General features: G+C 29.5%; 20 protein-coding genes. 7 read left to right on the forward strand and 13 right to left on the reverse strand.

Going from position 1 to position 20,370, the window contains the following annotated elements:
* Window positions 1–4: 4 nt before the first annotated feature.
* The 9 genes from ACSIGC_RS14025 to ACSIGC_RS14065 all read right to left on the reverse strand — a co-directional run bounded on the left by ACSIGC_RS14025 (window position 5) and on the right by ACSIGC_RS14065 (window position 9,665).
* Window positions 5–1,240: a carboxypeptidase-like regulatory domain-containing protein gene (locus ACSIGC_RS14025; protein WP_442265434.1), complete on the reverse strand. Its 1,236-nt coding sequence runs from the start codon at window positions 1,238–1,240 to the stop codon at window positions 5–7.
* A gap of 25 nt (window positions 1,241–1,265) precedes the next feature.
* A complete protein-coding gene (locus ACSIGC_RS14030) occupies window positions 1,266–2,537 on the reverse strand; it encodes a carboxypeptidase-like regulatory domain-containing protein (protein ID WP_442265435.1) in 1,272 nt (423 codons plus the stop codon).
* 79 nt (window positions 2,538–2,616) lie between these two features.
* Window positions 2,617–3,831, reverse strand: a complete 1,215-nt coding sequence (locus ACSIGC_RS14035) for a carboxypeptidase-like regulatory domain-containing protein (protein ID WP_442265436.1) — start codon at window positions 3,829–3,831, stop codon at window positions 2,617–2,619.
* Between the two features lie 118 nt (window positions 3,832–3,949).
* Window positions 3,950–4,717, reverse strand: a complete 768-nt coding sequence (locus ACSIGC_RS14040; protein WP_442265437.1) for an MBL fold metallo-hydrolase — start codon at window positions 4,715–4,717, stop codon at window positions 3,950–3,952.
* A gap of 58 nt (window positions 4,718–4,775) precedes the next feature.
* A complete protein-coding gene (locus ACSIGC_RS14045; RefSeq protein WP_442265438.1) occupies window positions 4,776–5,345 on the reverse strand; it encodes a Crp/Fnr family transcriptional regulator in 570 nt (189 codons plus the stop codon).
* Between the two features lie 51 nt (window positions 5,346–5,396).
* Entirely contained in the window at window positions 5,397–7,421 is a 2,025-nt protein-coding gene (locus ACSIGC_RS14050) for a M3 family metallopeptidase (protein WP_442265439.1), read from the reverse strand.
* 79 nt (window positions 7,422–7,500) lie between these two features.
* Window positions 7,501–7,980 (reverse strand): 5-(carboxyamino)imidazole ribonucleotide mutase, encoded by a 480-nt coding sequence (gene purE, locus ACSIGC_RS14055; RefSeq protein ID WP_299617229.1) that lies wholly within the window; start codon window positions 7,978–7,980, stop codon window positions 7,501–7,503.
* A gap of 57 nt (window positions 7,981–8,037) precedes the next feature.
* The gene (locus ACSIGC_RS14060) at window positions 8,038–9,195 is read right to left on the reverse strand and encodes a 5-(carboxyamino)imidazole ribonucleotide synthase (RefSeq protein ID WP_442265440.1); all 1,158 of its coding nucleotides are present in this window, start codon (window positions 9,193–9,195) and stop codon (window positions 8,038–8,040) included.
* A gap of 62 nt (window positions 9,196–9,257) precedes the next feature.
* On the reverse strand, window positions 9,258–9,665 hold the full coding sequence (locus tag ACSIGC_RS14065) for a Rieske (2Fe-2S) protein (RefSeq protein WP_442265441.1): 408 nt from the start codon (window positions 9,663–9,665) through the stop codon (window positions 9,258–9,260).
* Between the two features lie 106 nt (window positions 9,666–9,771).
* Here ACSIGC_RS14065 and greA point away from each other — a divergent pair, with 106 nt between their 5' ends.
* Window positions 9,772–10,245 (forward strand): transcription elongation factor GreA, encoded by a 474-nt coding sequence (greA, locus tag ACSIGC_RS14070; RefSeq protein WP_442265442.1) that lies wholly within the window; start codon window positions 9,772–9,774, stop codon window positions 10,243–10,245.
* A 92-nt stretch (window positions 10,246–10,337) separates the two neighbouring features.
* On the forward strand, window positions 10,338–10,730 hold the full coding sequence (locus ACSIGC_RS14075; RefSeq protein WP_442265443.1) for an HIT family protein: 393 nt from the start codon (window positions 10,338–10,340) through the stop codon (window positions 10,728–10,730).
* Between the two features lie 15 nt (window positions 10,731–10,745).
* On the opposite strand, the gene ACSIGC_RS14080 is transcribed toward ACSIGC_RS14075, so the two are convergent.
* Window positions 10,746–11,903: a sensor histidine kinase gene (locus ACSIGC_RS14080; RefSeq protein WP_442265444.1), complete on the reverse strand. Its 1,158-nt coding sequence runs from the start codon at window positions 11,901–11,903 to the stop codon at window positions 10,746–10,748.
* An 85-nt stretch (window positions 11,904–11,988) separates the two neighbouring features.
* On the opposite strand from ACSIGC_RS14080, the gene ACSIGC_RS14085 reads away from it, so the two are divergent.
* Both ACSIGC_RS14085 and ACSIGC_RS14090 read left to right on the forward strand, forming a co-directional pair.
* Window positions 11,989–12,852 carry a flavin reductase family protein gene (locus ACSIGC_RS14085; RefSeq protein ID WP_442265445.1) on the forward strand — a complete coding sequence of 288 codons (864 nt, stop codon included), beginning with the start codon at window positions 11,989–11,991 and terminating at the stop codon, window positions 12,850–12,852.
* Window positions 12,853–12,856: 4 nt separating this feature from the next.
* A complete protein-coding gene (locus ACSIGC_RS14090; RefSeq protein WP_095074117.1) occupies window positions 12,857–13,225 on the forward strand; it encodes a DUF3127 domain-containing protein in 369 nt (122 codons plus the stop codon).
* A 62-nt stretch (window positions 13,226–13,287) separates the two neighbouring features.
* Here ACSIGC_RS14090 and ACSIGC_RS14095 read toward each other — a convergent pair whose 3' ends face one another.
* Entirely contained in the window at window positions 13,288–13,527 is a 240-nt protein-coding gene (locus tag ACSIGC_RS14095) for a DUF1456 family protein (RefSeq protein ID WP_442265446.1), read from the reverse strand.
* An 80-nt stretch (window positions 13,528–13,607) separates the two neighbouring features.
* On the reverse strand, window positions 13,608–14,231 hold the full coding sequence (locus ACSIGC_RS14100) for a YqaA family protein (protein WP_442265447.1): 624 nt from the start codon (window positions 14,229–14,231) through the stop codon (window positions 13,608–13,610).
* Between the two features lie 98 nt (window positions 14,232–14,329).
* Between ACSIGC_RS14100 and ACSIGC_RS14105 the strand changes: the two genes are divergently transcribed.
* Both ACSIGC_RS14105 and aat read left to right on the forward strand, forming a co-directional pair.
* Window positions 14,330–15,703 (forward strand): short-chain fatty acid transporter, encoded by a 1,374-nt coding sequence (locus ACSIGC_RS14105; RefSeq protein WP_442265448.1) that lies wholly within the window; start codon window positions 14,330–14,332, stop codon window positions 15,701–15,703.
* Window positions 15,703–16,338 (forward strand): leucyl/phenylalanyl-tRNA--protein transferase, encoded by a 636-nt coding sequence (aat, locus tag ACSIGC_RS14110; RefSeq protein ID WP_442265449.1) that lies wholly within the window; start codon window positions 15,703–15,705, stop codon window positions 16,336–16,338. The genes ACSIGC_RS14105 and aat overlap by 1 nt, the downstream gene beginning before the upstream one ends.
* 156 nt (window positions 16,339–16,494) lie before the next feature.
* Here the strand turns inward: aat and ACSIGC_RS14115 are convergent, their stop codons facing one another.
* Window positions 16,495–17,673: a DUF3103 family protein gene (locus tag ACSIGC_RS14115; RefSeq protein WP_442265450.1), complete on the reverse strand. Its 1,179-nt coding sequence runs from the start codon at window positions 17,671–17,673 to the stop codon at window positions 16,495–16,497.
* Window positions 17,674–18,387: 714 nt separating this feature from the next.
* Between ACSIGC_RS14115 and gyrB the strand changes: the two genes are divergently transcribed.
* Window positions 18,388–20,325: a DNA topoisomerase (ATP-hydrolyzing) subunit B gene (gene gyrB / locus ACSIGC_RS14120; protein WP_442265451.1), complete on the forward strand. Its 1,938-nt coding sequence runs from the start codon at window positions 18,388–18,390 to the stop codon at window positions 20,323–20,325.
* Window positions 20,326–20,370 lie beyond the last annotated feature (45 nt).

Consider the following 20,370-nt stretch of genomic DNA (forward strand, 5'->3'; position numbering starts at 1 on the left):
AATATTATTCTGTTGGTGGTTTATAATCTAAAGGAAGTGCGTTAGCAAACAATTCGTAAGACCAATAGCCTTCAACTAAACGATTGTTTTGATCTGCAATTTGCCCGATTGGTAATATTTCTTCATTGTTTTTAAATAATAAGAAATGAGATACTTGTACTCCAAGTCTTTTTTTAACATCTTTCTTGTAGTTGAATTCTTCTTTTTCATTCTGATAAGTTACTTTTAAAAATCCATCGAATTTTAAAAAAACTTTTCCTTCTACTCTATAGCTTACATCATTATATGTAACATTTCGTTTATGAGGAACATCTATAATTTTAGGGTATTTTAATTCTTTTTGATGAATAACAATTGCGCTATCTAATTTCGATTGTGGTTTTAGAATAATTTTATTAAAGTTAATCGCAATACCTTTTTGATCTTGAATATTAAAAATTCGTCTAGAAAAATTTAATTCATTATCCGTTGGGTGTAATTCGTTTCTTTTACGATTCATAATATCAATTTTAAAACCTTCTTCTTTTGTACTTGCCGTAATAAAGGTTTTTAAGAAATGACGTAAAGAACCATTGTAAGCTTTAAGTCTGTTTTTTTTCCACTTCTTTTGCTTTCGATTATTCCCTTCTAATTCTTCATATTTAGAGTATCCGAAGTAACTAATAATTCGATCTTTAATTTGAAATTTTTCTAGATTATAAGAAATTTTATAACCTAAGTCTCTATTGAGAATAATAATAGGTTCTTTAGCCTCTACACTAAAAGTATTTGTAGCTTCATCAAAGTAATATTTTAAGGCTTTTTTATTATCTATTTTACATTTTTCAGCAAAGTCTGTACGTCCTAAAAAAGCTTCACGAAACACTAAAAAATCTTCATATTTAGGTTTCTTAGACTTTATCTTTTTTTTTCCTCCAATAACAACTTCATTTAAAACATTGTCAGCTTCTTCTAGCGTAAAATTTAAATCATCTAAAGGTGTGTTTTTATCAATTTCTACTTCACGTTCTACAGTTTTATACCCTAAATAGGAAGCAACAAGTTTATATTTTCCTTCAGGAACACTTAATTTATATTCTCCATTAGCATCTGTAATGGTAGCAATAGTTGTACTGTTAAAAAACACTGCAGCACCTTCTAAAGGTTGATTGGATTTTGAGGTAACTTTTCCTTTTACATAAATCTGACCAAAAGCAATGGATAGAAAAAAGGACAAAGCAATTGTTAGTTTTAGTTTCATTTTTTAGTTTGGATATGTGATTTAATTAATTTGAAGCTATTTTGGGTTCTTCAGGAGGTTGATAGTTTAAAGGAAGTGCTACTGCAAATTTTTCATAAGACCAATAACCTTCAACAAGGTGATTTGTTGGATCGGCTAATTGTCCGATAGGTAATATTTCTTGCGGAGTATTAAGTAAAATAAATTTAGAAACTTGTTTTCCCGACCAAGTTTTATAATCGTTTTTATATTCAAATTCTTCTTTTTCGTTATTGTAAGTCACTTTTAAAAGACCATTAAACGCCATAAAAGCTTTACCACTTAATCGATAAGTAACATCACTGTATCTAATATCTTTTCGAATAATAGTATCTCTAATTTTTTTATACTTTAATTCTCTTCTATGGATTAAAATAGCACTATCTATTCTAGTTTCAGGAACGACTATCGTTTTTGCGTAATCCACAGGAATATCATATCGATTTAAATCTCTAAATAATTTTTTAGAGAATCGTAATTCTTTTTCAGTAGGATAGTTGATGTTAGGAATTCTAATCATTAAATCCATGTCAAATCCTTCTTCTTTTGTGTTTACACGAATTAACGATCTTAGAAAATGCATTATTGAGCCTTTGTAAGCTATTAATCGATTTCTCTTCCATCGTTTTTGTTTTCTTTTACTTCCTTCTAATTCTTCATATCTAGAATAACCAACATAACCAATAACAAGAGCTTTTTGTTCGTATTTAATAAGGTCGTAATGTACTTTATAACCTAAATCTTTATTAATAACAACAATTGGTTCTTTAGCAGTAACAATAAAATGATCTGTTTGAGGAACGTAATAATAACTTAAAGTTTCTCTGTTTACAATTTTGCATCTATTGGCAAAAGTAGATCGTCCTAAAAAACCTTCTCGGAATTTTTGAAAATCAGAATATCTCGATCTTGTAGATTCTATAAGTTTTAATTTGTTTTCTCCATCTGTTGAATTGATGACTACTTCATTTAAAGTATTGTCTTGTTCTTCTAAATGGAACTCTAAAGTTTGTTCAATGTTTTTATTTTCAATTACTATTTCTTTTCGAATTGTTTTGTGTCCCAAATAAGAAACAATTAGTGTATGTTTTCCTTCTTCAATATAAAGTTTAAATTTTCCTTTCCAATCGGTGAAAGTAGCAATAGTAGTATTGTTTAGATATACGGCAGCACCTTCTAAAGGAGTATTGTTTTTAGATAATACAGTTCCTCTGATATTTACCTGACCATATGAAATAAGCGTAACTAGAAATAATAAGAAGATTAATTTCGTTTTCATAATTCATTTTTCACCAAATAAATATAATAAAAAATGATGAAAATAGAGAACTATGTTTTTGTTAAATAGCCTATTAAAACTATTTTTTTGAAGGTTGATAATTTAAAGGAAGCATATTAGCAAAAGATTCAAAACTCCAATAACCTTCATTAAAAACAGCGTTAGGATTAATCATAATTCCTATTTTATCAATCTCCGATTTTCCTTGTAGTAAAACTAAATGAGAAGTTTGAACATCGCTTTGTTTTCTTTTCTTACCAAATATTCCTTGAACATAATTTTCTTCTTCAGGTTCTTTGGTGTAAATGATCATTAAATAATCAGTAAAATCTAAAAAAGGAGTAGTTTTTTGAAAAGAAATCATTTCGTTTACAGGAACATCTCTCTTGTATAAATAATCACGGTATTTTGGTAACCGAGCTTTGTTGGCTATTACAATAGCGCTATCTAAAGTAGTTTTTGGTTCTTCTATTTTTCTAGAATAATTAATACGATTACCATGCAGTTTTAAATATTTTCTAGCAAATCGAATTTTTTCTTCGGAAGGTCTTTCTTTGTTGGCAACTCTTCTGAACTTATTAATAACAAAACCATCTTCTTTTAATTCTTTATTTAATAAACTTCTTAGAAAATGCATTCGAGAACCATTATAAGCTATATTTCTGTTTTTCTTCCATTTTTTTCGGATAGATTTTCTTAGGTTTTTATATTGAGCATAACCACTAAAGAATAACGTTTTGCTTCCAAGTTCAAAATTAATTAAATCATATTCAATCAAATAACCTAGTCCGTTGTGTTTTATTTTTAAGGGCTTTCTAGCAGTTGCAGATAAAGTATTTGTTTTATAATTAAAATCGAAGAATAGATCTTTTTCATTTAAAATTTTACAGGTTGAAGCCAGTTTAGTTTTCCCAAGAAAAGCTTGTTTAAACCGAGCTAAATTATATTTCCATTCATCATCGTATACTATTTTTTTGATTTCAACTTCATCTAAAAACTCATTATCCTCTTCTAAAGAAATAGTAATTTCAATCTTCTTTTGATTTATGGTATTTATTGATTTTTGATAAGTTTTATAACCTAAAAAAGAAACGACAAGCGTATAATTTCCTTCTTTAAAATTTAATTCAAAGGCTCCTTTTTCGTCAGTAATAGTTCCAATAGTAGTATTGTTTAAATAAACAGAAGCACCTTCTAAAGGAATATTTTTAGATGTAATAATACCATTGATATTAGTCTGAGAAAAACTATACAAAACAATAAAGAAGGAGAAAAAAGTAAATTTCAGATTCATTTAGAACAATTTATAAGATTTATAAAAATAAAAAAATCCCTTTCTTAGAAAGAGATTTTTAGATATGATTAACATTTTAAACTTAAAAGCAATAATTTTTTAAAGAAGAAATTATCGATTAACTAAAAGTAATGATTTCTCCATCTTTAGGAATGAAAGTTTTTTGTAAAAGCCCTTTTTGAGTTAAAATCGATTTAAGTTTAACTCTTGTTGTAGGACAATGATTAACAGCTTCCATATGATTTGCTATGACTTTATGAGGAGCATTTTTAATAAATTTTACAATATCATCTATAGTCATCAGTAAAGGTTTAAAAATATCAAATTGAGCAGAACCAGCGGCTACAATACTAATTTCCGGATTGTATTTTTTTAGTACAGTATCAACATCATCAGTGTAAATCGTATCTGAACTAATGTAAATACTAGGCTTTTTAGGTAGTTTAATAAAAAAACCCATCACATTACCAGCAGGTTTGGCTACAAAACCATAACCATGTTTCGCAGGAATTCCTTCAATAGTTCCTCCTAAAAAAGGTGATTTCTTCCAATAATTAATTGTTTGAATTACATTCAAGCCTTTTTTACGAAACGTTTTTTCATCTAACACACTACAAATTACAGGTATGTTTCTTTCAGTAAGAAACTTTTCAGCTGCGCTATCAATATGATCGGGGTGATTGTGAGTGATCAAACAATGAGTAACTTTTTTAAGTGTTGATTTACAGTTTTCAGGTAAAGGAACAGTTGGGTTTTTCTTCATTTTAAATCTAAAGAAAGAAAAAGGAGGTAGTGTTCCTACTTTACCAAGCATTGGATCTACTAAAATTACTTTATCGTCAGCTTCAATAATTAAAGATGCATTTCTTAAATGTTGAATTTTCATTGATATTACTTTTTTAGACAAAGGAATAACCAATGGAACTGAATTGCATTGATTCAAATCAAGAAATACGTTTTCGTATTCTGCTTAGTGTTTCTGGTGTAATATTTAAATAGGAAGCAATATGATATTGAGGAATTTTTTCTAACCAATTAGGTTTGTAAATAAACAACTCTTGGTACAACTCTTCTGGGGTTTTAGTAATTCTATTGAATTCTAATAGTTCTTTTTGTTTTAAAAGTTTTTGAAATGAAAGTTCAATAAATGATTTACCACATTCATATCTTTGTAAAAGTTCTCGAAATTGTTGTTTTTCAATAGATAATATCTCAAGATCAGAAATTGCTTCTTGATTTTTATTTGTTTTTAAATCTTTGCTGAAAGAGAATAAATCAGAAATGAACTGAGGTTTGGTATAAAAGTTAATGTTAGTTTCTTTATCTGCTGTTGCGTAAAGTTCACGAACAGTTCCACAATTTAAGAAACGTAACTCTCTTTCTAAATGATTTGCTTTTAAAATAGCTGTTCCCTTTTTTATAGTTTTCAATTGGAATAATGATAAAAGTTCATCAATTCCATGTTGATTTAAAGGATATTCTGTTTCAAAAAAAGTAACTATTTTTTCGTGCATTTTTTAACAAATAAAAGAACTACGAAAAATCGTAGTTCTTAGTATTATTTTTTAGTTTAAAAGTCCAGCTCTTTTTAATAAAGCTTCAGGTTTTGGTTCTTGACCTCTAAAACGTTTGTATAGTTCCATTGGTTTTTCTGTTCCTCCTTTGGAAAGAACATGATCTTTGAATTTAGTAGCGATTTCTTTATTAAAAATACCTTCTTCTTTAAAGTATTCAAAAGCATCTGCATCTAAAACTTCAGCCCATTTGTACGAATAATATCCAGCAGAATATCCTCCTTGAAAAATATGAGAAAAAGCCGTGCTCATACAATTTTCATTAACATCAGGGTATAGTTTGGTGTTTTCAAAAGCTTTTAATTCAAAATCTTTTACGGAAGAAATGTTTTCGGTATTTCCAGAATGCCAGCTCATGTCTAATAATCCAAAACTTAATTGACGTAAAGTTTGCATTCCTTCATGAAAAGCAGCAGATTCTTTAATTTTCAGAACAAATTCCATAGGAATTGTTTCTCCAGTTTCGTAATGTTTTGCAAATAACTCTAAAGCTTCTTTTTCGTAACACCAGTTTTCTAAAACTTGACTTGGTAATTCTACAAAATCCCAAGAAACAGAAGTTCCTGATAAGCTTTTATATGTAGTATTCGCTAACATTCCATGTAAAGCATGACCAAATTCATGAAATAAAGTTGTAACCTCGTTAAAAGTTAATAAAGAAGGTTTGGTTTCAGTAGGTTTTGTGAAATTACAAACAATAGAAACTTGAGGTCTATCATTTAAATCATTTTTAATTTGCTGTGATTTGTAAGATGTCATCCAAGCTCCATTTCTTTTTCCAGGTCTCGGATGGAAATCTGCATAAAAATGAGAAATAAAATCACCTTTCGAATTGGTAACTTTATAGGTTTTTACATCTTCGTGATATTTATCGATAGTATTAATTTCTTCAAAATTTAAATCAAATAATCGATTAGAAATTTCAAAAACACCGTTAATTACATTTTCTAATTTAAAATAAGGTTTTAAAGCTTCTTGATCTAAATCGAAAAGTTCTTTCTTTAATTTTTCTGAATAATAAGAACCATCCCATTTTTCTAAACGATCAATGTTATCTAATTTCTTAGCATAATTCTCTAAGTTTTTAAATTCACGTTCAGCAGCAGGTTTCGCTTTTTCTAGTAAGTCATTTAAAAAAGACAATACTTTTTCAGGAGATTCAGCCATACGTTCTTCTAAAACAAAATGTGCATGAGAATCATAACCTAATAAATGTGCTCTTTTATGGCGAAGTTCAACAATTTCTAAAACAATTTTTTCATTATTGTTTTTATTGTCTTGAAATCCTTTTTTACCCATAGCAATAGAAAGTTTTTTTCTAAGTTCTCTATTGTCTGCATATGTCATAAAAGGAATATAACTAGGATAATCTAATGTAAATAGCCATCCTTCTTTCTCTTTTTGTTGTGCCATTAATTTAGCAGCTTCTTTGGCTCCATCAGGAAGGCCTGCTAAATCTTTTTCGTCTGTAATTAGCATTTCGAAAGCATTCGTGTCTGCTAGTACATTTTCTCCAAATTGTAGCGAAAGTTTAGATAATTCAGTATCTAGTTTTCGTAAGTCATTTTTCTGCTCATCATTTAAATTAGCTCCATTTCTAGAAAAACCTTTGTATTGTTTTTCTAATAACATACTTTGTTCTGGACTAAGTGTTAATGTGTCTTTTTGATCGTAAACAGTTTTTACTCTTTTGAATAAATCGGCGTTTAAAATCATGTCATTTTTAAATTCACTTAACCAAGGAGAAATTTCTTTTGCAATTTGTTGAATTTCCTCATTAGTTTCAGCAGAGTTTAAATTGAAAAATATAGAAGTGATACGATCTAATTTTTCTCCTGTATTATCTAAAGCAACAATAGTATTCTCAAAAGTTGGGGTATAAGTTGCATTGGCAATTGCATTAATTTCTTCTTTGGCAATCTCTATAGCTTCTTTTAAAGCTAATTTATAGTGTTCCTCTTTTATCGATTGAAAAGGAGGAGTATCAAATTCTTGTAATAATGGATTTTTAGTCATTTCAATTTAGTTTTTAAAACTTAAAAACCTCACAAATAAACAATCTGTGAGGTTTTATGTTTTCATAGTACTAAGATACTTATTTTTTTACTCGTTCAGAAGCCTTTTCAACTTTTAGTTTTAAGCCTTCTTTGTAAGCGATTATTTTATCTAAAACACATTTATCTGATGCTCCTATAATTTGTGCAGCTAAAATTCCTGCATTTTTTGCTCCATCTAAAGCAACTGTTGCAACAGGAACACCTCCAGGCATTTGTAAAATTGACAAAACAGAATCCCATCCATCAATTGAGTTTCTACTTTTTACAGGAACTCCAATAACAGGTAATGGACTCATACTTGCTACCATTCCAGGTAAGTGAGCTGCTCCACCAGCACCAGCAATAATTACTTGTACTCCTCTTTTGTGAGCATTTGTAGCGTAATCGAATAGTTTTTCTGGAGTTCTGTGAGCTGAAACAATATCCACCTCTATTTGAATATCCATACTTTCTAATACATCAATTGCATCTTGCATGATTGGAAGATCCGAATCACTTCCCATTATAATTCCTACCATAATTTTATGTTGTTGTTCAAGTTCTTTTAGAACTTTTAAAGTTTTGTTTACTAATTTTTATTTTGAAATAACTCGTACAGTTTCTTTTACTTTTTGAGCTACTTCTCTAGCTTTATTTACATCTTGATTTACAATAGTAACATGGCCCATTTTACGGAAAGGTTTTGTCGTTTTTTTACCGTATATATGAGGGGTTACTCCATCAATATTCATTATTTCTTGAATATTTTCATAAATAACTTCACCAGTATGACCTTCAGCTCCAACTAAGTTTACCATAATTCCAGCTAATTTACTATCGGTATTTCCTAGAGGGAAATCTAGAATACTACGCAAATGTTGTTCAAATTGATTGGTATAACTTGCTTCAATACTATAATGACCAGAATTATGAGTTCTTGGAGCAACTTCATTTACTAAAATTTCATCATCTTGTGTTTGAAACATTTCAACAGCTAACAAACCAACAAAATCAAAAGCATCAGCTACTTTTAAAGCTACTTCTCTAGCTTTTTTAGCAACAGTTTCATCAATTCTTGCTGGGCAGATCACATATTCTACTTGGTTTGCTTCTGGGTGAAATTCCATTTCAACTACAGGATAGGTTACCAAATCACCTTTCGGGTTTCTGGCAACTATAACCGCTAATTCATTTTTAAAAGGAATCATTTGTTCAGCGATACATTCACCTTCAGGTAGTGTTTCTAAATCACTATAGTTTTTAACTACTTTTACTCCATTTCCATCATAACCAAATCGGGCAGATTTCCAAACAAAAGGAAATTTCACCAATCCATTTTCATAAGAATGTTTTAACTCGTCAACAAAAGCATAATGATTAAAATCAGCAGTAGGAATTTGATTTTCCTTATAAAACTTTTTTTGCTGCGCTTTGTTTTGAATAATTCTTAAGTTACTTGGTTTAGGATATATAGGTAATCCTTCACTCTCTAATTTATCTAAGGCATCGATATTTACATTTTCAATTTCTATAGTAAGTAAGTCTACTTTTTTACCGAAATTATAAACAGTATCAAAATCTAGTAAATCACCTTGATGAAATTCGTTACATATTTGTGCGCAAGGAGCATCTGCAGATTTATCTAAGATAACAGTATGAATATCTAATTTTTGAGTTTCAGATAATAACATTCTACCTAACTGTCCGCCTCCTAATACACCTAATTTAAAGTGAGAAGAAAAATAGTTTTGCACGATTATTTTTTTGTGTTGTTGCCACAAAAATACTAATCTTAAATTGGGTGATAAAATTATTTTTATCTGCTTATTTGCAGTGCAGTATTACTTACTTGAATTACATTATACTCTAAAGCAAAACAACCTTCACCGTCTATAGGAGAACCATTTAAAGAATTATATTCTTTACCACTACATGGACAGATTAATTTTAAACCGTCAAAAGTCATTGGAGAAGTGCAATCTCTTTCAGGGCATTGTAAATCGAAAACTTTAAAACTGCTGGTATTATTTCTAATAATAATTAAGTTTCGTCCACCAATATTAGCAATTGTGTGGCCACCCGGAACTTGAATGTTTATGAATTGAGGATTCGATAAATTTATCGTTTCGTTTAAAACTACACCAAGAAAGCAATTGTTATTATCATCAGTATCAGTACAGTTGTACAAAAGAACAGCGAATAGGATAATAATAATTTTCTTCATAAGAATATCTTTGTTTATAAGCTAACGTGGCTAATTTACAAATATTTTGTACATTTGTTAGACGATCTCATTCCTAACGGACTGGGATTTTTTAAATTTTAGAGTTATGAGTGAAGTTTCATATTATAGTCCTGAAGGCTTAAAAAAGCTAAAGGATGAATTAGCGCATTTAGAGCAAGTTGAGCGACCAAGAGTTTCTCAAGAAATTGCTGATGCACGTGATAAAGGTGATTTAAGTGAGAATGCAGAATATCATGCAGCTAAAGAAGAACAATCGCTACTAGAAACTAAAATAGCTAAATTAAAGAATGTAGTTGCTAATGCAAGGATTTTAGATGAAAGTCAATTAGATACATCTAAAGTTCTAATCCATTCTATAGTAAAGTTAAAAAATATTACTAACGGAATGGAGTTTACATATACTTTAGTAGCAGATAGTGAAAGTGATGTTCGTAATGGTAAATTATCTGTTAATTCGCCAATTGGTAAAGGATTATTAGGTAATAAAGTTGGAGATATAGCTGAAATTCAGGTTCCAAACGGATTAATGAAGTTTGAAATATTAGATATTTCTCGATAACCACTTTTAACTACAAAAAATATTTATCGGGTTTAGATATGGTCTAAATCCGATTTTTTTATTTTTACCAAACAGATCAATTTAAAATTAAAATGGCTTCAATATTTACAAAAATAGTTCAAGGAGAAATTCCTTCATATAAAATAGCAGAAGATGAAAAGCATTTTGCTTTTTTAGATATAAATCCCAATGCTAAAGGACACACATTAGTAATTCCTAAGAAAGAGGAGAATAAAATCTTTGATTTATCTCCAGAAGAATATAAAGACTTAATGAACTTTAGTTATAGAGTTGCTAAGGCTTTAGAAAAAACAATATCATGTGAGCGAATTGGGATGAGTGTAATTGGTTTAGAAGTACCACATGTACATGTACATTTAGTGCCTTTACAAGCAATGGAAGATATCCAATTTATAAAGAAAGAAAAGTTATCTCAAGAAGAGTTTATTTCACTAGCAGAAAATATTGCTAATAATTTTGAATAAAAATTAAAATCTAATTTAGGAATTGGTTGCTACTTTGTTGAGTTGAATTTCAAAAGTTGTGCCTTTTCCTAATTCAGATTTTTGAACAAAAATTTTCCCTTTGTGGTAATCTTCAATAATACGTTTCGAGAGAGAAAGTCCTAATCCCCAACCTCTTTTCTTAGAGGTGAAACCAGGTTTAAATACTACATGAAATTTCGATTTAGGAATTCCTTTTCCAGTATCTGAAATTAATATTTTAATATGATCTTCAGTGTTTTTAATCGTTAGATCTATACTTCCTTTTCCTTCCATTGCATCAATAGCATTTTTAATTAAATTCTCTATAACCCAACCATACAATTCATTATTCAAATTTGTTTGAATATTTTCATCAGTAGTATTAAAAGTAAAAGAAGTTTGTTTCGGACTTCTTGATTCTAAATAATCGAAAGTTTTTTTAGTTATACTAACTATATTTTCAGTTTCAAGTTTAGGAAGAGATCCAATTTTAGAAAAACGATTGGCTATGGTGCTTAATCTTTGAACATCATTTTCAATTTCATCAACATAATCTTGGTCAATATTTTCTTCTCTAAGAATAGTCACCCAACCTAAAAGAGAAGACAAAGGTGTTCCTATTTGATGGGCAGTTTCTTTAGCCATTCCTGTCCATAATTTATTCTGTTCAGCAATTTTACTAGAGTTAAAAAACAAATAAATTACAGCTAAAAAAAGGCCTAAAATTAAAATTAGAGTAATAGGGTAATAGGTAAGTTTAGTAAGTAAATCAGAGTTTCTGTAATAAATGTACTCTCTTCTTCCAAGGTAATTAATTTCTATAGGTTTATTCTGATTTTTCATAGTTCTTAACTGATCTGTTAGATATAGAATATCAGAAGATCTTTTAGGATCTAAATTATGATGCTCTCTAATTGTACCATTAGAGCTTGTTAAAATACATGGAATATTCATGTTGTCAGAAGCTTTAAGTTCTAAACTCATGTCAGCATCTAAATCAGCAGTGTTTCCAAATCTTTCAATAGACATGGCGAACAATTCCATTTTTACTCTTTCATCTGTTTTAAACTTTTTAAAGAAAGAATATGTGTTCCATAAAATCAAAGAAACAATAGCAAAACAAATGAATATTATAAATCGTTTTATCCAGAAGATATTTTTAAGAAAACCCATTAGTCAAATATAAACTATTCTAAGAGTATAACTTTATAACTTAATCCGTAGTATATTTACAGGACAGTATTCAAAATAAAAATTCATGTTAACGATAAATCCTAAAGAAGTATCTACAGGAAAATTACATCAATATTTATTAGGTGCAGTAGCGCCTAGACCCATAGCTTTTGCTAGTACTATCGACGAAGAAGGAAATCCAAATCTTTCTCCATTTAGTTTTTTTAATGTTTTTGGAGCTAATCCTCCAATTATGATTTTTTCTCCAGCAAGAAGTGTTAGAAATAATACGACTAAGCATACGTTAGACAATGTAGAGAAAATAAAAGAAGTAGTAATCAATATTGTTAATTACGATATTGTTCAGCAAATGTCGTTAAGTAGTACAATGTATCCTAAAGGAGTAAACGAATTTGTAAAAGCAGGATTAACGATGTTGCCTTCAGAAGAAGTAAAACCGTTTAGAGTTGCAGAGTCTCCTGTTCAATTTGAATGTAAAGTAAACGATATTATTTATACAGGAAATGAAGGTGGCGCTGGAAACTTAATCGTTTGTGAAGTAGTTAAAGTTCATATTAAAGAAGAGGTTTTAAATGAAGAAGGTTTAATAGATCAGTATAAAATAGATCTAGTATCTAGAGCAGGAGGAAGCTTTTATTCTAGAGCAAGAGATGGTTTCTTTGAAATACCTAAACCGTTATCTACTTTAGGGGTTGGTGTAGATCAAATTCCTGATCCAATTCGAAATAGTACTGTTTTAACAGGGAATAATTTAGGTGTTTTAGCTAATGTAGAAGCTTTGCCAAATGCTGAGGTTGTTGATAACTTTGCTCAAGAACATCCTGAATATTTGGGGTTGTCAGAAGAAAAAAAGCATACATTTGCACAACAATATTTAGACAAAAATGATGTAGAAAGTGCTTGGAAGGTACTTTTGATAAATAGGTAAGATTATGGAAGTTATAGGTAAAATTAAAATTATTAACGAGACTCAAACTTTTGGAAGTAATGGATTCAGAAAGAGAGAACTTGTTGTAACTACAGACGAGCAGTATCCGCAAATGATACTTATTGAATTTATCCAAGATAAATGTGATTTATTAAACTCTTTTCAAGTTGGACAGGATGTAAAAGTTTCAATTAACTTAAGAGGTAGAGAATGGATTAATCCAGAAGGTGTAGCTAAGTATTTTAATTCAATCCAAGGATGGAGAATTGAAAGTTTACAACAAGCTGCTGCAGGACAAAATGTACCGCCAGTAGATCAGTTTCAACCAGCTCCAGACTTAACAGATAATGAGCCAGACGATTTACCTTTTTAATCTTTTAAAAAGTAATATGGTATATATAAAAAAGAGAACTAAATATTATTTAGTTCTCTTTTTTATTTGGTTTTCGGAGGCATTGGACCTCTTAAATGTATAATCAATCCATTTAAAAAATTCCTAAGAATTTGATCTCCGCATTCCATATATTTTGGATGGTCTTCTTTTCTGAAAAACGCTCCTAATTCTCCTTTTGAGACTTTGAAATCCACTAAGGCACATATTTCAATAATGTCGGTATCTCGTAGTTTGTGTGCTACTCTCAATTTTTTAAAAATATCATTATTTGTTAATGCCATTTAGTAAAGGGTTAAGTTATATAATATTGTAATGTATGTTTTTAAATTCTTAAAACTGAAATTTTATAATGAAAGTTGAATTAATTTACTACTGAAAAAATAGCCCAGCCATAAATTGCAAATCGTAAAAAACGGAATAAACCAAATATAATTACATTTTTTATAGGGTATTTAATCATACCAGCAGTCAAACAACTTATTGCAAATGGTAATGGTAATAATGCTCCTACTAGAATTAAAAAACCTCCCCATTTTTTTGTGTTTTTTAAATGCTTAGCCATTTTTACTTCTAAGTATTCTTTTACTGCATTTATTTTTAAAGAAGCTTTACCTAAATAGTAAGCAACAATTCCTCCAGCATATGAAAGGGTTGCTAGTAAAGCTAAATTAACTACAGGTGTTGGAGTTTTTTTACACCAAGCGATAAAGATTTCTGGTGGAATTAAACCTAAAATAGTTTCAGAAACAAAAAAAGTAACTAATAAGCTTGTTCTAGAAAATGTTTCTGTCATGGATTGTAAACCTTCATTGATATTATATACATATTTGTTAAAAACAAATAAACCTATAACAACAAGAACAATTGGAATAAAAGCTTTTTTTAAACTTTCCCAAATAAACATATAAAAACCTGTACGCTGATAATAATTGTGTAAGCGTTTTACATGAGCATCTTTATTCTTTTTACCGACTTTTTTTTTCATTTGCGTCTCCATCAAACATTTAAGAGCGCAAAAATAGTGAGCTTTTTCAGACTAGAAAAGTTAAATCTTCCTATTTTTAACTTCCAATTTAAACTATTATGAAGATTACTAAAATTATTGAAAATATTTTCAAAAAGTATATTCCTTCTCCTTTTACTATTGCTGTATTACTCACCTTTTTAACTTTAATATTAGCATTGTTGTTTACTAAACCAGAAACTACAAATACAGTTGCTTATTTTTTTGATGTTTTAAGTTTTTGGGAAAAAGGATTATGGAGTAATAATCTTTTGGTATTTGCTTACCAAATGATGTTGATTTTAGTACTTGGGCATGTATTGGTTTTGAGTAAACCTATGAGTAATTTAATAGCTAAACTAACACAATATTGTACAAATACAGCTAATAGTGCTTTTATAGTAAGTACTGCAACAATGTTAGTTTCTTTTTTTAATTGGGGATTAGGATTAATATTTGGTGCTTTATTAGCAAGAAGAGTTGCGGAAGATGCTCAACAAAAAGGTTTGGATTTAAATTACCCTTTAATAGGAGCGGCTGGTTATGTAGGGTTAATGGTTTGGCACGGAGGAATTTCTGGTTCAGCACCAATAAAAATCAATGAAGAAGGACATTTAAGAAGTATGGTAAGTCCAGAAAATCTACACTTAACTAAAATTCCAGAAGTAATTAGTTATAATCAAACTGTGTTTAGCTGGTGGAATTTATTGTTGTTTTTTGTGGTCATGTTAAGTGTGGCTTCAGTTTTTTATTTTATTGGGAAAAAGGTTAAACCAACGACTTTTAATTTAGAAATTTATCAATTAGAAACGGAAGACGAAGTGAATACAAAAGCAGAAAAGTTAGATAATTCAAAGCTTTTAGGTATTGTATTTGGAGTAATAATTCTAATAGCTTTCGGATTTAGATATTTTTCTGATATTAAGAGTTTAAAAATAACGCCCAATCTTATTAATCTTTTTATGTTAGGTTTGGCTATTATTCTACATGGTAATTTTAAACAATTTATAAAAGCTATTGGTGTTGCTATTTCAGATGTATCTGGAATTTTAATTCAGTTTCCTTTGTATTTTGGAATTATGGGAATTATGAATAGTACAGGGATGGTTACTTTAGTTTCAGATTTTTTTGTTTCTATATCTACAGAAACAACCCTTCCAATATTTACTTTTTTTAGCGCAGGATTAGTAAATATCTTTGTCCCAAGTGGAGGTGGACAATGGATTGTACAAGGGCCAATAGTTTTACAAAGTGCTTTAGAATTAGGTGTGCCTTTGCCCAAAGCGATTATGGCATTGGCTTATGGTGATCAAATTACCAATATGTTACAGCCATTTTGGGCTTTACCTTTATTAGGAATAACAAAACTAAAAGCAAAAGAGATTTTACCATATACGTTAATAGCCATGTTGGTTGGATCTGTTATTTATATTTTAGGCTTAATTATATTATAATGTATTATTGGATTGGAGAAGAGTTAGAATTTCCTGCACATGAATTTGCTTCAGAAGAAGGGGTTTTGGCTTTAGGAGGAGATTTATCTGTAGAGCGTTTAATTTTCGCATATAGTAATGGAATTTTTCCTTGGTTTAATGAAGGTGAACCTATAGTTTGGTATTCACCTTTAGAAAGAATGGTGTTGTTTCCTAATGAGTTGAAAGTGTCTAAATCGATGCGACAAGTATTAAGAAAAGAGGACTTTAAAATTACTACAAATACTAATTTTGAAGCTGTTATTTCTAATTGTAAAAATATTTCGAGAAAAGATCAAGATGGAACTTGGATTACAAATGATATGAAAAGAGCTTATTTGAATCTTTTTCAAGCTGGTTTTGCAAAATCTATTGAGGTATGGAAAGACGAAATATTAGTTGGTGGTTTGTATGGAATAGATTTAGGAAATGGAATTTTCTGTGGAGAAAGTATGTTTAGTAAAGCAAGTAATATGAGTAAGGTTGCTTTTATTTATTTGGTTAAAGAATGTGGCTATAAACTTATAGATTGTCAGGTGCATAACAGTCATTTAGAAAGTTTGGGGGCTAGAGAAATACCTCGAAATATTTTTCTAAAATATTTAAAAGGGGCATAAAGCCCCTTTGTTTAGTAGTAGTAATTAAATTACTATGATGTTGAAAAGACTTAATTACTAATGAATTTCAAATATACATTTTTGTTCCATTACCTGAAATTATTAGTAATTACTCCTTCTTATTTTTTACATGATTCAATGTAAATGAAATTTATGCTAATTAGAAGCGACAAAGAAAGGGGCTAAATTTACTTTTGCATTTCCTCTTGCACCATAATAGTCTGTGTAACTTTTGTTTTTTTCTATAGTATAAAATGAATCTACATAATCGTCATTATTTGTATACCATTGATCAGGCATCGCCTGAATAATTGCACCAGCTACCTGACCAAGAGCATTAACCCACGGTTGTGTAGAGATTGTTCCAATGATTTGAAATACTCCGTTGACAATTGTAGACGTTAACTCTTTATAATTTATATTATCATCTTTTTCAAATAACTGAATATTTGCAGCTTGATATTTGTAATCGTCCCAGAATAATAAAATTTGATTAGGGTAGTAATTGGTGTCATCATGATCTAGATAATACATAGGTATTACTTTTATCTCTGGAGAATTATCACTATCCTTTATACCAGAAGTAATTGCGTAAATTTCAGCAGCCCCGCTAATCCATGGTTCTTCGTCATCGTTTAAGCGGATTTTATTCAGCTTGGTAGTTTCCAATCCTTGATTTCTACTCATTTTAGCCAATGAGTTAAAGTTATTTCCAATTTTATCAAATCTAGAATTTTGAACACCTTCTAACCTTAATTGTTTGTTCATTAATTCAACTTCTTTTTTTAAAGTTTCGAAACCATTAGTTTCAATAACTATTACTGGTTGGTTAGGAGGGGTTTTAGCATCTAAATGAACTATTTTTTTATCTATAGTATATGCTTCAATTACAGACCAATCTTTTTCTTCACCATCCGGAGCAAATGAAAATAAAACATTTGAAAAGTCAGAGGTTTCATTAGAATTATGCATCCAAACTTCTAAAACTTCAATTTTTTCAGGCATTTCGTTTTCTGAAAAAGTTTCCGATTTGGTGGCTTCTGAAACTAAATTACTGTAAGTTTTTTTTTGACTAACAAATTCGGAATTTTCGTTTAAAATTTTTGACAGCAGAACACTTGGTTCTTGATTTTTTAATAAGCTAATTGTTTTGTTTTTAAAGTTTTGATTTTGCATCAAGTCAATAAACTCTAGAGTTATTTCTCTTTTTTTTGTTAAAGAGGAAGATTCAAAACCTAAAGTGTCTGGTTCGGGGTTTAAATCATTAGAGTTGTTGCAATTAGTTAATAGAGCAGAGGCAATAACAGCCTTAATTAAAATTCGGGGGAATTTCATGTTTTTTTAATTTTGAGGTTAATAATAATTTCCTCAAATATATAAAATGACTATTAAAATTAGTTCTTTTTGTTAAAAAAATAAATAAAATTCATTGTTTTATGATTTTTTAACAGAAATATGATTGTTTGTGTGAGTTTAAATTAAAAGTCTAATAGATAATTATTTTCTGAATACACATTTCTAGTATCTTAGTTTATTGTAATTCATAAGGTACTTATCTGGTCTATAATTAAAGATAATATCGAAAAAAAACAAAGATTGTTGTTTGGGAATAACAGATTATTTGTTATTCAATGCTCTGCTGGATATTTTTCATTGAAAAACAAGATGTAGCTTTAAAGAAAATAGAGGGATTTAAATAATTGAAAAAAATATTTTTAGTTTAAATAGAGACGATATAAAGCAAGATAGATGTTTTAATTGGTGGTTAAGTTGAAAAAAAAACTCAGGTTTAGTTTTAAGCTATTTTTTAGCCGATTTAAGAGGTTTTGTCTTTTTTTTATATTGTTGATAAGTTAGTGATAAAAATGCTTTAAAAATTGATTTTGAGTTTTAAAAAATGTAAATTTGTAGGCTATCGTTTGAAATTAGTACGATGGTGTAGGGGAACTTTTCTAATCAATAAAAATTAATAATTAATTGAATTTTAGCAGTTAATTAAGTTTTTAATGTTCCTAAATGTAAAATTAAGAAATATAATAAACTCAAAATATGAGCGAAGAAAAAAAGCACAATTATTCTGCCGATAGTATCCAGGCTCTAGAAGGAATGGAGCATGTTCGTATGCGTCCTTCTATGTATATCGGAGATGTAGGTGTTCGTGGTTTACATCACTTAGTATATGAAGTAGTAGATAACTCTATTGATGAGGCTTTGGCTGGGCATTGTGATGTGATTTCTGTTGACATAAATGAAGATAATTCTATTACTGTTAGAGATAATGGTAGAGGTATTCCTGTAGGTTTACATAAGAAAGAAGGTGTTTCTGCTTTAGAAGTAGTAATGACTAAAATTGGAGCAGGAGGAAAGTTTGATAAAGATTCTTATAAAGTTTCTGGAGGTTTACATGGGGTTGGTGTATCTTGTGTGAATGCACTTTCTGATCATTTAAAAGCTACAGTTCATAGGGAAGGTAAGATTTGGCAACAAGAATATGAACGAGGAAAAACATTATATCCTGTTAAAACAGTTGGAGAAACTGATATAACTGGTACAGAAGTAACCTTTTCACCAGATAAAAGTATTTTTCAGCAGACTACAGAATATAACTACGATACTCTAGCAACACGTATGCGTGAGTTAGCGTATTTAAATAAAGGAATTACAATTACCTTAACAGATAAGCGTAATAAAGATGATGAAGGAAATGATATTGTTGAAACTTTTCATAGTAATGAAGGTTTATCTGAGTTTGTAAAGTATTTAGATAGTACACGTACACCTGTTATTCAGCATGTAATTTCAATGGAAGGAGAAAAGAATGGAATTCCTGTTGAAGTAGCAATGATTTATAACGATTCATATGCAGAAAATCTACATTCCTATGTAAATAATATTAATACACATGAAGGAGGAACGCATTTATCTGGATTTAGAAGAGGTTTAACAGGAACCTTAAAAAAATATGCAGATACTTCTGGATTGTTGAAGAATGTTAAGTTTGAAATTTCAGGAGATGATTTCCGTGAGGGTTTAACAGCAATTGTATCTGTAAAAGTAGCAGAACCTCAATTCGAAGGGCAAACTAAAACAAAGTTAGGAAATAGAGAGGTTACTTCAGCAGTATCTCAGGCAGTTTCAGAAATGTTAACTGATTATTTAGAAGAAAATCCTAACGATGCTAAAACGATTGTACAAAAAGTAATCCTTGCAGCTCAAGCTCGCCATGCGGCTCGTAAAGCAAGAGAAATGGTACAGCGTAAAACAGTTATGAGTATTGGAGGTTTACCTGGTAAATTATCTGATTGTTCTGAAACTGACCCAGCAGTTTGTGAGATATTCTTAGTAGAGGGAGATTCGGCAGGTGGAACAGCAAAACAAGGTCGTGACCGTAATTTCCAAGCAATTTTACCATTACGTGGTAAGATTCTTAATGTAGAAAAAGCAATGCAACATAAAGTTTTTGAGAATGAAGAGATCAAAAACATGTTTACAGCTTTAGGAATTACAATTGGAACTGAAGAAGATCCAAGAGCATTAAACTTATCAAAATTAAGATATCATAAAGTAGTAATTATGTGTGATGCCGATGTAGATGGTTCGCATATTGCTACATTAATTTTAACATTCTTCTTCCGCTACATGAGAGAAATGGTTGAGCAAGGATATATTTATATTGCTACACCACCTTTATATTTAGTGAAAAAAGGACAGAAGAGAGAGTATGCTTGGGATGATAATCAACGAGATTTAATTAACCAAAAGATGGGAGGAGGAGCTTCTATTCAACGTTATAAAGGTCTTGGAGAGATGAATGCTGAACAATTATGGGATACAACAATGAATCCTGAGTTCAGAACATTACGTCAAGTTACAATTGAAAATATGGCAGAAGCTGATAGAATTTTCTCTATGTTAATGGGAGATGAAGTTCCTCCACGTAGAGATTTTATAGAAAGAAATGCGAAATATGCTAATATAGATGCATAGTCAATTATTTAATACTAAGTTCAAAAAAAACCTCAAGATTTATCT

It is taken from the genome of Tenacibaculum aquaeponti (genome assembly GCF_052084715.1).
Taxonomy (GTDB): Bacteria; Bacteroidota; Bacteroidia; order Flavobacteriales; family Flavobacteriaceae; genus Polaribacter.

Excerpts from the sequence above, each read along its gene's own strand:
- ACSIGC_RS14025 (WP_442265434.1), bottom strand. The coding sequence starts at position 1,240 with ATGAAACTAAAACTAACAATTGCTTTGTCCTTTTTTCTATCCATTGCT.
- ACSIGC_RS14030 (WP_442265435.1), bottom strand. The coding sequence starts at position 2,537 with ATGAAAACGAAATTAATCTTCTTATTATTTCTAGTTACGCTTATTTCA.
- ACSIGC_RS14035 (WP_442265436.1), bottom strand. The coding sequence starts at position 3,831 with ATGAATCTGAAATTTACTTTTTTCTCCTTCTTTATTGTTTTGTATAGT.
- ACSIGC_RS14040 (WP_442265437.1), bottom strand. The coding sequence starts at position 4,717 with ATGAAAATTCAACATTTAAGAAATGCATCTTTAATTATTGAAGCTGAC.
- ACSIGC_RS14045 (WP_442265438.1), bottom strand. The coding sequence starts at position 5,345 with ATGCACGAAAAAATAGTTACTTTTTTTGAAACAGAATATCCTTTAAAT.
- ACSIGC_RS14050 (WP_442265439.1), bottom strand. The coding sequence starts at position 7,421 with ATGACTAAAAATCCATTATTACAAGAATTTGATACTCCTCCTTTTCAA.
- purE (WP_299617229.1), bottom strand. The coding sequence starts at position 7,980 with ATGGTAGGAATTATAATGGGAAGTGATTCGGATCTTCCAATCATGCAA.
- ACSIGC_RS14065 (WP_442265441.1), bottom strand. The coding sequence starts at position 9,665 with ATGAAGAAAATTATTATTATCCTATTCGCTGTTCTTTTGTACAACTGT.
- greA (WP_442265442.1), top strand. The coding sequence starts at position 9,772 with ATGAGTGAAGTTTCATATTATAGTCCTGAAGGCTTAAAAAAGCTAAAG.
- ACSIGC_RS14075 (WP_442265443.1), top strand. The coding sequence starts at position 10,338 with ATGGCTTCAATATTTACAAAAATAGTTCAAGGAGAAATTCCTTCATAT.
- ACSIGC_RS14080 (WP_442265444.1), bottom strand. The coding sequence starts at position 11,903 with ATGGGTTTTCTTAAAAATATCTTCTGGATAAAACGATTTATAATATTC.
- ACSIGC_RS14085 (WP_442265445.1), top strand. The coding sequence starts at position 11,989 with ATGTTAACGATAAATCCTAAAGAAGTATCTACAGGAAAATTACATCAA.
- ACSIGC_RS14090 (WP_095074117.1), top strand. The coding sequence starts at position 12,857 with ATGGAAGTTATAGGTAAAATTAAAATTATTAACGAGACTCAAACTTTT.
- ACSIGC_RS14095 (WP_442265446.1), bottom strand. The coding sequence starts at position 13,527 with ATGGCATTAACAAATAATGATATTTTTAAAAAATTGAGAGTAGCACAC.
- ACSIGC_RS14100 (WP_442265447.1), bottom strand. The coding sequence starts at position 14,231 with ATGAAAAAAAAAGTCGGTAAAAAGAATAAAGATGCTCATGTAAAACGC.
- ACSIGC_RS14105 (WP_442265448.1), top strand. The coding sequence starts at position 14,330 with ATGAAGATTACTAAAATTATTGAAAATATTTTCAAAAAGTATATTCCT.
- aat (WP_442265449.1), top strand. The coding sequence starts at position 15,703 with ATGTATTATTGGATTGGAGAAGAGTTAGAATTTCCTGCACATGAATTT.
- ACSIGC_RS14115 (WP_442265450.1), bottom strand. The coding sequence starts at position 17,673 with ATGAAATTCCCCCGAATTTTAATTAAGGCTGTTATTGCCTCTGCTCTA.
- gyrB (WP_442265451.1), top strand. The coding sequence starts at position 18,388 with ATGAGCGAAGAAAAAAAGCACAATTATTCTGCCGATAGTATCCAGGCT.